This window comes from Pseudomonas gessardii (assembly GCF_001983165.1).
GTDB classification, from domain to species: Bacteria; Pseudomonadota; Gammaproteobacteria; order Pseudomonadales; family Pseudomonadaceae; genus Aquipseudomonas; species Aquipseudomonas gessardii.
This window is the reverse complement of sequence record NZ_MNPU01000017.1, coordinates 36,132-47,904: the sequence shown is the minus strand read 5'-3', so window position 1 is coordinate 47,904 and position 11,773 is coordinate 36,132. Positions and strand designations below refer to the sequence as shown.

General features: G+C 61.9%; 13 protein-coding genes. 8 read left to right on the top strand and 5 right to left on the bottom strand.

From position 1 onward, the window contains the following. Nucleotides 1–36 precede the first annotated feature (36 nt). The 5 genes from BLL38_RS13955 to BLL38_RS13935 all read left to right on the top strand — a co-directional run bounded on the left by BLL38_RS13955 (nucleotide 37) and on the right by BLL38_RS13935 (nucleotide 3,708). A complete protein-coding gene (locus BLL38_RS13955; protein ID WP_076963071.1) occupies nucleotides 37–405 on the top strand; it encodes a glutamine synthetase in 369 nt (122 codons plus the stop codon). 78 nt (nucleotides 406–483) lie between these two features. Next, on the top strand, nucleotides 484–1,389 hold the full coding sequence (gene folE2 / locus BLL38_RS13950) for a GTP cyclohydrolase FolE2 (protein WP_076963070.1): 906 nt from the start codon (nucleotides 484–486) through the stop codon (nucleotides 1,387–1,389). Further along, entirely contained in the window at nucleotides 1,386–1,811 is a 426-nt protein-coding gene (gene hisI / locus BLL38_RS13945) for a phosphoribosyl-AMP cyclohydrolase (protein WP_076963069.1), read from the top strand. The genes folE2 and hisI overlap by 4 nt, the downstream gene beginning before the upstream one ends. Then, nucleotides 1,808–2,368, top strand: a complete 561-nt coding sequence (locus BLL38_RS13940) for a gamma carbonic anhydrase family protein (protein ID WP_076963068.1) — start codon at nucleotides 1,808–1,810, stop codon at nucleotides 2,366–2,368. Before hisI ends, BLL38_RS13940 begins: the two co-directional genes overlap by 4 nt. A 2-nt stretch (nucleotides 2,369–2,370) precedes the next feature. Continuing rightward, nucleotides 2,371–3,708 carry a dihydroorotase gene (locus BLL38_RS13935; protein WP_076963067.1) on the top strand — a complete coding sequence of 446 codons (1,338 nt, stop codon included), beginning with the start codon at nucleotides 2,371–2,373 and terminating at the stop codon, nucleotides 3,706–3,708. A gap of 14 nt (nucleotides 3,709–3,722) precedes the next feature. Here BLL38_RS13935 and BLL38_RS13930 read toward each other — a convergent pair whose 3' ends face one another. Next, nucleotides 3,723–4,244: a DUF3617 domain-containing protein gene (locus BLL38_RS13930; protein WP_076963066.1), complete on the bottom strand. Its 522-nt coding sequence runs from the start codon at nucleotides 4,242–4,244 to the stop codon at nucleotides 3,723–3,725. 130 nt (nucleotides 4,245–4,374) lie between these two features. Here BLL38_RS13930 and cls point away from each other — a divergent pair, with 130 nt between their 5' ends. Then, a complete protein-coding gene (gene cls / locus BLL38_RS13925; RefSeq protein WP_076963065.1) occupies nucleotides 4,375–5,814 on the top strand; it encodes a cardiolipin synthase in 1,440 nt (479 codons plus the stop codon). Between the two features lie 147 nt (nucleotides 5,815–5,961). Here the strand turns inward: cls and cfaB are convergent, their stop codons facing one another. The 4 genes from cfaB to bufA2 all read right to left on the bottom strand — a co-directional run bounded on the left by cfaB (nucleotide 5,962) and on the right by bufA2 (nucleotide 9,167). Then, a complete protein-coding gene (cfaB, locus tag BLL38_RS13920) occupies nucleotides 5,962–7,146 on the bottom strand; it encodes a C17 cyclopropane fatty acid synthase CfaB (RefSeq protein ID WP_076963064.1) in 1,185 nt (394 codons plus the stop codon). 85 nt (nucleotides 7,147–7,231) lie between these two features. Then, complete coding sequence (locus BLL38_RS13915) at nucleotides 7,232–8,014, bottom strand: HvfC/BufC N-terminal domain-containing protein (RefSeq protein ID WP_076963063.1); 783 nt, start codon at nucleotides 8,012–8,014, stop codon at nucleotides 7,232–7,234. Continuing rightward, the gene (bufB, locus tag BLL38_RS13910) at nucleotides 8,005–8,850 is read right to left on the bottom strand and encodes an MNIO family bufferin maturase (protein ID WP_076963062.1); all 846 of its coding nucleotides are present in this window, start codon (nucleotides 8,848–8,850) and stop codon (nucleotides 8,005–8,007) included. The genes BLL38_RS13915 and bufB overlap by 10 nt, the downstream gene beginning before the upstream one ends. Before the next feature lie 62 nt (nucleotides 8,851–8,912). After that, the gene (gene bufA2, locus BLL38_RS13905; protein ID WP_076963061.1) at nucleotides 8,913–9,167 is read right to left on the bottom strand and encodes a BufA2 family periplasmic bufferin-type metallophore; all 255 of its coding nucleotides are present in this window, start codon (nucleotides 9,165–9,167) and stop codon (nucleotides 8,913–8,915) included. A 216-nt stretch (nucleotides 9,168–9,383) separates the two neighbouring features. Here bufA2 and BLL38_RS13900 point away from each other — a divergent pair, with 216 nt between their 5' ends. Both BLL38_RS13900 and BLL38_RS13895 read left to right on the top strand, forming a co-directional pair. After that, nucleotides 9,384–10,007: a CDP-alcohol phosphatidyltransferase family protein gene (locus BLL38_RS13900; RefSeq protein ID WP_076963060.1), complete on the top strand. Its 624-nt coding sequence runs from the start codon at nucleotides 9,384–9,386 to the stop codon at nucleotides 10,005–10,007. A 10-nt stretch (nucleotides 10,008–10,017) separates the two neighbouring features. Continuing rightward, the gene (locus BLL38_RS13895; protein ID WP_076963059.1) at nucleotides 10,018–11,772 is read left to right on the top strand and encodes a bifunctional alpha/beta hydrolase/class I SAM-dependent methyltransferase; all 1,755 of its coding nucleotides are present in this window, start codon (nucleotides 10,018–10,020) and stop codon (nucleotides 11,770–11,772) included. Nucleotide 11,773 lies beyond the last annotated feature (1 nt).

The window sequence follows — 11,773 nt, the reverse complement described above, 5'->3', positions numbered from 1 at the left end:
GCAATCCTTGAGCCCCTCCATGCCCCGAGAACCGCGATGAGATACCTGTTATGCAGCGTGTTGCTGCTGGCGGCGACCCAGGCCGGCGCCCAAGTGCCCGGCCCGCTGGCCACCTGCACCCGCAGTGCCACCCTGTTGGCCTGCGTCGATGCCCAGGGCAATGCCTACAGTGTCGCGACCGCAGGCAACACCACGTATTTGCGCGGGTTCGAGGTGATCGGCAAGCGCTACTGGGCGCAGACTAATAGCCGCTATGGCCAATTGACGTTCTTTACCGGGCTGGCCTCCGACGGTGAGGCGTGGGTCGGCTACACACGGCGTGTGGGCTGGACCACGATCAACCGGTTTTCCAGTTCGGGGGGTTCCAGCGCCAAGTTCACCTGCAGCCGGATCAGTGGGTGCTAGGCCTGTCGTAGAAAAATAATCGTCGATTCAATTGTTATAATATAACATGTCGGATTATTTTCAACGACGGACCTGCTCATGAATGCGCTGACTCTGCCGGATATCGCCGCGCAGGCTTCTCGCCAAGCCTTGCCTCTCGACTGGGTGGGCATGTGCGGCATTGCCCTTCCTATCCTGATCGACGGCCAACGCTTGAGCGCCAAGGCCGATGCGGGCGTGAGCCTGGATGACGGCGCGGCGCGCGGCATTCATATGTCGCGCCTGTACCTGGCGCTGGCAATGCTTGAGCAACAAGACCTGCGGCCGGCGCTGTTGCGCCAGGTGTTGCAGCAATTCCTCGATAGCCACGAAGGGTTATCGAGCAGCGCCTACCTGCGGATTCATAGCGACTTGCTGCTTAAACGCCCGGCATTGGTCAGCCCGCTATCAGGCTGGAAGACCTACCCAGTGACCATCGAAGCGCGTCTGGAAAAACAGATGTTCCACGTGGAACTAAAAATTGACGTGAGCTACTCCTCAACCTGTCCGTGCTCAGCCGCCCTCGCCAGGCAGTTGATTCAACAGCAATTTGTCGATGATTTCGCCAACACCTCATTGCAACACGAAGAGGTATTGGCCTGGCTGGGCAGCCCCAACGGCATCGTCGCCACCCCCCACAGCCAACGCAGCAGTGCGCTGTTGCAGGTCCATCTGCAACCCGGCGTTCAAGCCTTGCCCCTGACTGACGTGATTGACCAGGCTGAAGCAGCCCTCGGCACCGCCGTACAGACCGCCGTAAAACGCGCCGATGAACAAGCCTTCGCCTTGGCCAATGGCCAGAACCTGATGTTCTGCGAGGACGCCGCTCGCCGTCTGAATCTGGCGCTAAAACGTTTGGATACGGTGCAAGCCTTTCACCTGAAGGTCATCCACGCCGAAAGCCTGCACGCCCATGACGCGGTGGCCGAAAGCCGTTGGACGAGGGCGGCCTTGGGCACACCATGAAGCTGACAATGCTCGACCTGGAAGCCGCCGCCGTGGGCAGCCGCTTTCCCCTGGCCCCGGTGCTGGAGGCCTTGCCGTGGAACCGTGACGGACTGATCGCCGCCATTGCCCAGCAACACGGCAGCGGCGAGGTGTTGATGCTGGCCTGGATGAACCGCCGGGCCCTCGACGAAACCCTCACCAGCGGCCAGGTTTGCTACTGGTCACGCTCACGCCAGCAGTTGTGGCGCAAAGGCGAAAGCTCCGGCCACTGGCAGCAATTGATCGAAGCACGCCTGGACTGCGACGGCGATGCCATCTTGCTGATCGTCGACCAACAAGGCCCGGCCTGCCATACCGGCCGCCCCACCTGCTTTTACAACGCCATCGAAGACGACCAAGTGCATATCCTCACCGCGCCCCTCAAGGAACCTGCTGCATGATCCGCAAGAACCCTTCCGGCGATCTGCCGGTGATTGCCGAATCGGCCTACGTGGATAAAACCGCGATCATCTGCGGCAAGGTGATCATCGGCGAGAACGTATTTGTCGGCCCCTATGCGGTGATCCGCGCCGACGAAGTCAACGCCGACGGCGCCATGGACCCGATCACCATCGGCGCCAACTCCAATATTCAGGACGGCGTGGTGATCCACTCCAAATCCGGGGCGGCGGTGACCATCGGCGAATTCACCTCCATCGCCCATCGCTCGATTGTCCACGGCCCCTGCACCGTCGGCGACCGGGTGTTTATCGGCTTCAACAGCGTGCTGTTCAACTGCGTGGTCGGCGATGGCTGCGTGGTGCGGCACAACTCGGTGGTCGATGGCCGCGACTTGCCGGCCGCCTTCTACGTGCCGTCCACCACCCGTATCGGGCCCAATACCGACCTGTCGCAGTTCCCGCCCGTCAGCGTCAGCGCGTCGGAGTTTTCCGAAGACGTGGCGCGCACCAATGTCGACCTGGTGCGCGGCTACAAAGCCCTGCAAAACGAGTTCTGAACATGAGCCGCCTGCTGATCCGCAACGCCCGCCTGGTGAATGAGGGCCGGGAATTCGACGCCGACGTGCTGGTCGCCAACGGCCGTATCGAAAACATCGCCAGTAGTCTCCAGGGGCAAACGGCCGAGATCGAGATCGATGCCCAAGGCCAATGGTTGCTGCCGGGCATGATCGACGACCAGGTGCATTTCCGCGAACCGGGGGCATCGGATAAAGGCAGTTTCTACAGCGAGTCCCGCGCCGCGGTGGCCGGTGGCATCACCAGTTTCATGGACATGCCCAATACCCAACCGGCGACCCTGACCCTGGAAGCCCTGGCCGACAAGAAACGCCGCGCCGCGCTGCACTCGGTGGCCAATTATGGGTTTCACTTTGGCGTCAGCAACGACAACCTCGACACCGTGGCCGCCCTTGATCCGCGGCAGGTCGCCGGGGTCAAAGTCTTCATGGGCGCCTCCACCGGCAATATGCTGGTGGATGATCCAAGGGTTCTGGAGCGCCTGTTTGCCGAGGTGCCGACCATTCTCCTGGCCCATTGCGAACACACGCCGAGCATCCAGGCCAATGAGCAACGTTTGCGAAACCGGTTTGGCGAGGCAATCCCCGCCGTCGCCCACCCACTGATTCGCGACGCCGAAGCCTGCTATCGCTCCTCGTCCCTGGCCGTGGAATTGGCGCGCCGCCACGGTACGCGCCTGCATGTGTTGCACCTGACCAGCGCCCGGGAACTGCCACTGTTTGAAGACAAACCGCTGGCAGAAAAACGCATCACTGCAGAAGTGTGCGTGCATCACCTGCTGTTCGATGACCGCGACTACGCCCGCCTCGGGCACCAGATCAAATGCAACCCGGCGATCAAGACCCGCGCCGACCGCAATGCCCTGCGCCTGGCACTGCTGAGCGATCGCCTGGATGTGATCGGCACCGACCATGCGCCTCATACCTGGGAGCAAAAACAACGGGCGTACCGCGAAGCGCCTGCGGGATTGCCCCTGGTGCAACATGCGCTACCGGCATTGCTGGAGTTGGTGGCTGACGGCCTGTTGCCCCTGACCACCCTGGTGGCGAAAACCAGTCATCGCGTCGCCGACCTGTTCGCCATTCCTGACCGGGGTTATCTACGCGAGGGCTACTGGGCCGACCTGGTACTGATCAAGCCCGAGCCCGCAGGCAAGCCGGTGAGCAGCCAGCCGATCCTCGCCCGCTGCGGCTGGACACCCTTTGCCGGGCGCAGCTTTCGCCATAGCGTCAGCACTACCCTGGTGTCAGGCCATGTGGCCTGGCACCAGGGGCAGGTCATTGACAGTTGCCAGGGGCTGCCCCTGCATTTTCTGCGCTAAAACCCAGGAGCCGTTCAGGCGCGGGGCTTGACCGTGCCGCAGTCGTTACCCAGCCACTGTGCCTGGGTGTCGAGGCTGCCGTTCTGCTGCACGCCGGTGGCATTGAAGGTGCCGTTGACCGTGGTGGTGAATGCCTTCTGGCTCTGGAATGTGGCCACGCCCGTGCCCTGGGCTTTCGGGCAACTGAAGCGGAATTTCCACTGGTTGCCAGTCTTGTCGGTGACCTCTTGCTTGCAACCCGATTGCGGGTCGGTCAGCGGGATGGTATCGGAGGCTACCTGGGCCGGCGTCAGGCAGACCTGCACACCTTTGCCGGCCATGGTGATGCCCTGTTTTTCCAGCATCGCGCGCTGTTCCGGGGTCATCTGTTGTTTCAGTTGGCCGAGGATCAACGACAAGTCCGGCAGGTTCTGGTTATCGACTTTCATATTGCTGGTGGTCAATTCCCACAAGCCCGGCGCCAACATCTGCGCCTGCGCTGCCACAGGCAGCGTCAACCCTACAACCATGGCCAAACCAAGCAGACGAGCATTCATCGGGTAACTCCTGGGTAATTGTCGGCGTTAGACGTCGCAAAGCGCTCGGCGTTGCATGCTCAATAAAATAGCGACAATCGCCGTCGAACATGGTCTGTTACGCATTGGATCGTCAGGAGTATCGTTGTCCATGGATTTCTTCGGCCCGCATTTGCTTGGCTACTTTATCGCCACCCTGCATTTTCTCGGCTCCCTGGCCGCCCTGCACGCGGTGCTGACCGTGCGTACCGCCCAAGGCTCGATTGCCTGGGCACTGTCGCTGATGTTCATGCCGTACCTGACGCTGATCCCCTACCTGATCTTTGGCCGCAGCAGCTTCGATGCCTATATCCAGGCCCGGCGCCAGGCCAACCAGGAAATGCACAAGGCCATCACCGAATTGAACTGGCGCCCCTGGGTCGAAGAAGCCCTGGCCGCGCGCAACTCCCACGCCTATGCCTCGCTGCGCGCCATGCCCAAGCTGGGACGCATGCCGTGCCTGGCCAATAACCAGGTGCGTTTACTGGTCAATGGCGACGCCACCTTCAGCGCCATCTTCGACGCCATCGGTGCCGCCAAGACTGCGGTGCTGGTGCAGTTTTTCATCATTCATGACGATCAACTGGGGCGCCAGCTGCACAGCCTGCTCAAGGCCAAGGCCGCCGAGGGTGTGGCCATCTATGTGCTGTATGACCGCATCGGCAGCCATTCCCTGCCCCACGGTTATGTGCAATCGCTGCGTGACGCCGGGGTGCAGATCAAGGCGTTTGCCACCCGCAGCGGCTGGTTCAATCGTTTCCAGGTAAATTTCCGCAATCACCGCAAGATTGTCGTGGTCGATGGCCTGACCGGGTTTGTCGGCGGGCATAACGTCGGCGACGAATACATGGGCAAGAAACCACCGCTGGCCCCCTGGCGCGACACCCATGTGCAAGTCAGCGGCCCGGTGGTGGCGTGCCTGCAGGAGTCGTTTGCCGAAGACTGGTTCTGGGCCGCGCGTGAACTGCCGCCGCTGATCCTGCCCGACACCTATGCCGATGACGGCGTGCTCTGCCAATTGCTGGCCAGCGGTCCGGCGGACCCGTATGAGACCTGCTCGCTGTTTTTCGTCGAAGCCATTCATGCGGCGACTGAGCGGGTGTGGATCACCAGCCCGTATTTCATCCCTGACGAAGCCGTATTCGCCGCACTGCGCTTGGCGGTGTTGCGCGGCGTGGACGTGCGCCTGCTGCTGCCGTCACGCCCCGACCACCGCATTGTCTACGCCGCCTCCAGCCTGTACGCGATTGAGGCGGTGCGCGCCGGCGTGCGGGTATTCCGCTACAAGCCGGGGTTCTTGCATCAGAAAGTGGTGCTGGTAGACCGCGAAATCAGCGCCATCGGCAGTGCGAACCTGGACAACCGTTCGTTCCGCCTCAACTTTGAAGTGATGTTGCTGACCGTCGATAAAGCCTTCGCCAGCGAAGTGGAACATATGCTGCTGGACGACTTCGCCCAGGCCCACGAAACCAGCCAGGAAGAAAGCCAGCAGACTCGCCGCCTGCAGCAACTGGGGATGCGCGTGGCGCGGTTGATTTCCCCCATCTTATAAATTGCACCGGACAAAATGTGGGAGCTGGCTTGCCTGCGATTGCATCACTGCGTTGTAACTGAAAAAACGCGGTGTCTGCATCGCAGGCAAGCCAGCTCCCACACAAGCTCAGCTCCCACATTTAGTATTTCAACGTAGCCAAAGATCTCAGCGGTAGAGATCTTCCCGCGTCCACGGCAACTCATGGCTGCCATCGGCATGGGGCTTGACCGCCAGGATCTGGTGCAGGTTGATCCAGCCCCGGGCAAACGCATATGCGCAACCCGCCAGGTACAGGCGCCAGATACGCAGCGCCTGGGCCGGGACCATGTTTGCCGCCGCCTCCAGGTTGTCTTCCAGGCGCTCGCTCCAGTGGTCCAGGGTGCGCGCGTAATGCAGGCGCAGGCTTTCCACGTCGACCACTTCCAGGCCGACTTCGCTGATTTCGGCGCTGATCATCACCAGGTGCGGCAGCTCGCCATTGGGGAACACGTAACGCTCGATAAAGTCCCCGGCACCACGCCCCACCGGGCGGCCATCGGTATGTTTGGCCGTGATGCCATGGTTGAGCACCAGGCCACCTTCACGCACGGCGCTAAACAGGGTCTGGCAGTACTGCGCCAGGTTGGCGTGGCCGACATGTTCAAACATACCGACGCTGACCACTTTGTCGAACCGCCCGTCCTGTGGCAAGTCGCGGTAGTCGAGCAACGCCAGCTCCACCCGGTCTTCCAGGCCCTCGGCGAGCACCCGCTCCCTGGCCAATGCCAGTTGTTCCTTGCTCAGGGTGATGCCGAACACCTTGACCCCGAACTCACGCGCCGCATAACGCGCCAACCCGCCCCAGCCGCAACCGACATCCAGCAGATACTCCCCAGGCTGCAGGCGCAGCTTGCGGCACAGGTGGCGGAATTTGTCTTGTTGGGCCTGGTCGAGGGATTCGCTGCCGGTCTCGAAGTAACCGCAGGAATAGGCCATGTCACGGTCCAGCCAGAGCTGGTAGAACTCGTTCGACAGGTCGTAGTGGTAGGAAATCGCGGCGGCGTCCGTGGCCTTGTCGTGGATCGAGCGCACCGCTCCGGTGTGCTCAGCCTCCTCGACCAGGGCATGGCTCAATTCGTCACACACCCGGATAACATCACTGATGGAGCCTTCCAGCTCCAGTTTGCCTTCCACGAAGGCAGACCCCAGGGAGTCGAGCGTGGGATGGCTCAGTTGCGTCACCATCACCGGGTCCTTGACCACGATGGTGACGCTGGGCTCCGGGCCCAGGTTGAATTCATGGCCATCCCAGAGTCGCAGACGCAGCGGAAGCTGAAGATTCTGTAAGGCCGGTGGAAGTTGCGCAAACATGAGTAGTCCCCCTCGTTTCAGACGTCTGAAATGAGGGTAGACCATCCATAAAAAAGTAGCAGGCTATCGATTTAATAGCCCCATTCTATGGTGCCCGACATTGCAGCAAACCGTCCTGAACCCACTGTTTCAACCAGGTAACAGCTTGCAGCGGCGCGCCCTCTTGATAAGTGACTGCCAATTCGGCGCACAGTTCTGAAAACGTCCACCCCTTGTCGACCATCCCGGCCAGGGCATATGCCTCGGCGGGCTCCAGGCTGCGGTAGCGGCACACCTGCTGGTCACGCCAGATCAGGCACACCTCGGCCAGCGGCAACGGCTGGCTGCCGGGAAACCCAGCCTGTGCCTTGACCGCACGCCAAATCTGCAGGCTGTTGAAGCGACACAACACCTGCTGCACTGCCGGCACCCACTCAACCTGCAACAATGGCCAGGCCTCGGGCGCCAGCCGGGCCATGTCCGGCAGGCTCAGGGGTTGGCCCGCAGGCGCATCAAACGCCAGGGTAAAGGCCCATTCCAGGCGCGCCAGCTCCACTAGGGGGGCGGCTTGTTCGGCGACCAGATGCTCGTCGATAAAGTCTGCAAACCGTTGCCCCAGCCAGCGCAAGCTGAAATGCGCCGATGGATAGCGCTGCACATAGGCCGCCACCAACCCGGCAAATTCATCATCCCCCAGCCAATGCCACACGGCCGGGAAATCCCCCTGCATCACTTCCAGCAAACGGGCCCGATAGGCGTTGTGATAGATCGCCAGGCCCGTCTCGACACCCAGGGTCGGGCCACCGATCAAGGTGCTGGCAAAACCACAGTTGCCAGCCTCTGCCAAGAGATGCCGTTCAAATGCCAGCTGCCAGTCGATCAGGCGCATAGCGACCTCCGGGCCAAGGCGCCAGCCCCCAACTCACGGGCCTTGCCCAGCTCATCGAGCAACTCGGCGAACGGCGGGAAGTGGTCATCACGCTCCAGCAAAGTGGCCACCGGCCCCAGGTGTTCCAGGGTCTGTTGAAACAGTTGCCACACCGGATCGCACACCGGATGGTCATGGGTATCAACCACATAGTCGCCGTAGTCCATATGTCCGGCCAAATGCAGTTGGCGGATGCTCTGCGGCGGCAGGTTGCGAATAAAGGTCCAGGGGTCGAAGCCATGGTTGCGCGAGCTGACATACACGTTGTTGACGTCCAACAGCAGCTCGCAACCGCTGAGGTGGCTCAAGGCGCTGAGGAATTCCCACTCGGTGAATTCATCGTCCTTGGATCGCACATAACTGGAGACGTTTTCCAGCACCAATGGCCGCTGCAACACATCTTGTACCTGCCGCACACGGGCCGCGACGTGGCGCAGGCTTTCCCCGGTATAGGGCAGCGGCAACAAGTCATGCAGTTGATGGGCGTTGCCACGGCTCCAGCACAGGTGATCGGACACCCACGCCGGCTTGACCCGGTCGGCCAATTGCTTGAGTTGCTTGAGGTAATCCCTATCGAGGGCATGGGGCCCGCCGATCGACAGGGACACCCCATGCATCACCAACGGATAACGCTCGGCGATGGCGTCCAGGTAGTACAGGGCCTTGCCGCCCGGCACCAGATAATTCTCGGAGACGATTTCAAACCAGTCCACATCCGGCGACTGCTCGATAATCTGTTGATAGTAAGTGCTGCGTAATCCCAGGCCGTAGCCCAGGCAAGGAACCGATAGCGACATGACGAACTCCTGGAAAGTGTCCGCAGCGACGTGCACACCGCTGCGGGATCACGTATTCGCGGTTATTCGCCGACTTTGCCACCCGCCGCATCGCAGGCGGCCTTGGTCATGGCCTTGAAGCCATGGCCCTTGCAGACAGCCTGGCCTTTACAGGCGTTTTCGGCGGTCTTGCAGTCGTTCATGCCTTTGCAGGAGGTCACGCCATAGCAATGCACGTTCGCTTCATCGGCCGCCTGGACCTGGGTCGCGACACCGGCAAACATCGTGGCGGCAGCAATGGCCAGGGCAGCACCGGAAACGGCATTCTTGATATTCATTGTGGTATTCCTCATGGGTCTGTAGGGGGTCGGCTGAACGGTTTGTTCAGTCCCGACACAGCACTAGAGTGAGGTGCCTGAGAGGCGTTACAACGCTGTGAGAATTTTCGTGGTTTCCTGAATCCTTGTAGGAACCATCACTAGTGCCCACCGCGATTTATCGTCACACTCACACCAGATTTTTCGCGGGATCACGGACAAGGAAGCGTCACTCTCATGATTTCGATCTATCAGCTCAAACCGCGTTTTCAAAACCTGCTGCGGCCCCTGGTGCAGCGCCTGTATGACAACGGCACCACCGCCAACCAGATCACCGTGCTGGCCGGGGTCGTGTCGTTGCTGGTGGGCCTGCTGGTCGCGGGTTTCGCCCAGCACGCCTGGGTGTTCATATTGATCCCGTTGTGGATGATCCTGCGCATGGCCCTCAATGCCATCGACGGCATGCTCGCCCGGGAGTTCGGCCAGCAATCACGCCTGGGCGCCTACCTCAATGAACTGTGCGATGTGATCGCCGACAGTGCGCTGATCCTGCCGTTTGCGCTGATCCCCGGGGCCAGCCTGGCGCCGGTGTTGCTGGTGACGCTGCTGGCGGTGTTCAGCGAATACGCCGGCGTGCTCGGGCCCATGGTCGGTGCCTCGCGGCGTTATGACGGCCCCATGGGCAAGAGTGATCGTGCATTTGTCCTCGGTGTGCTGGCCACCGGCGTGGCCCTGGGCTGGCTCGGCGCAGGCTGGGTCGATGGGGTGATGTGGCTGGTGGCTGCACTGCTCGCCTATACCCTGGTCAATCGAGTGCGCCAGGGCCTTAAAGAACAACCCGACATCTCCCCGACGGCATAAGGATCTTGCGATGCGCGAACAGCAACAGCACACCTTCAGCACCCATGATGGCGTAGAGCTTTTCTATCGGCATTGGCCCGCGACCACCGCCACCGGGCCCGAGCCACGCCAGGCGATCCTGCTGTTCCATCGGGGCCACGAGCATTCCGGGCGCATTGCACACCTGGTGGATGAACTGGACCTGCCGCACTTCGATTTCTTCGCCTGGGACGCCCGTGGCCACGGCCAGTCCCCCGGCGAGCGTGGCGACAGCCCAAGCTTTGCCACCAGCGCGCGGGATGTGCAGACCTTCTGCGACCATATCGGCAGCGCCTATGGCATCGCGCCAGACAACCTCGCCGTCATCGCCCAAAGCGTCGGCGCGGTGATCGCCGCCACCTGGGTCCATGACTACGCGCCGAACATCCGCGCCCTGGTGCTTGCCTCCCCGGCCTTCAAGGTCAAGCTCTACGTGCCCTTCGCCCGCCCGGGCCTGGCGTTGATGCGGCGCTTTCGCGGCAACTTTTTCGTCAACAGCTACGTCAAGGCCAAGTTCCTCAGCCATGACCCCGAGCGTGTCGCGTCCTATGACACTGACCCGCTGATCACCAAGGCGATCTCGGTGAATGTGCTGCTGGGCCTGTACGAAGCGGCCGACCGCGTAGTCGCCGATGCCCAGGCCATCCAGGTGCCGACCCAACTGCTGATCTCCGGCTCGGACTTTGTGGTGCATCGCAAACCCCAGCAACAGTTCTTTGAGCGCCTTGGCAGCCTGAAAAAGGAACTGCACATCCTCCCCGGCTTTTTCCACGACACCCTCGGCGAACGTGACCGCGCCGTGGCGTTGGCCAGCGCCAGGCGTTTTATCCTGCAAAACTTTGCCCACCCACTGGACCGCGCCAGCCTGCTGGATGCCGACAAGCTCGGCGCGACCTGCGCCGAATCCGAAGCCCTCGCCGCGCCGCTGCCGCGCAACTCGTTGCGCGACCTGTACTGGCGCATGACCCGCGCCAGCATGGGCCTGGGCCGCCAATTGTCCGAGGGGGTGAAGCTGGGCTTCGACACCGGTTTCGACTCGGGCAGCACCCTGGACTACGTGTACCGCAATACCCCCACCGGTAAGGGCGCGCTAGGGCGGATGATCGATACCAACTACCTGAACTCAATTGGCTGGCGCGGGATCCGCCAGCGCAAGCTGCATGCCGAAGAGTTGCTGCGCCTGGCCATGACCCAGCTGCGGGACGACGGGCGCGAGGTGCGTATCGTCGACATCGCCGCAGGGCACGGTCGGTACATTCTGGAAGCCTTGCAGGGCGTTTCCCCACTGCCGGAATCGATCCTGTTGCGCGACTACAGCGATATCAACGTGCGCGACGGTGGCGCGCTGATTCGCGAGAAAGGCCTGGGGGATATTGCGCAGTTCGTCAAAGGCGATGCCTTCGACCGGGCCGACCTGGCGGCACTGGCGCCCAAGCCGACGCTGGCGGTGGTGTCCGGGCTGTATGAGCTGTTTGCCGACAACGCTATGGTCGCAGGTTCCCTCGCTGGCCTGGCCGAAGCCGTGGAGCCCGGTGGCTACCTGGTGTACACCGGCCAACCGTGGCACCCGCAACTGGAACTGATCGCCCGTGCCCTGACCAGCCATCGCCAGGGCCAGGCCTGGGTGATGCGCCGTCGCAGCCAGGCGGAAATGGATCAACTGGTGGCAGCGGCGGGCTTTCGCAAGATCACCCAGCGTGTGGATGAGTGGGGCATTTTCAGCGTATCGCTGGCGCAGAAGATCTGAC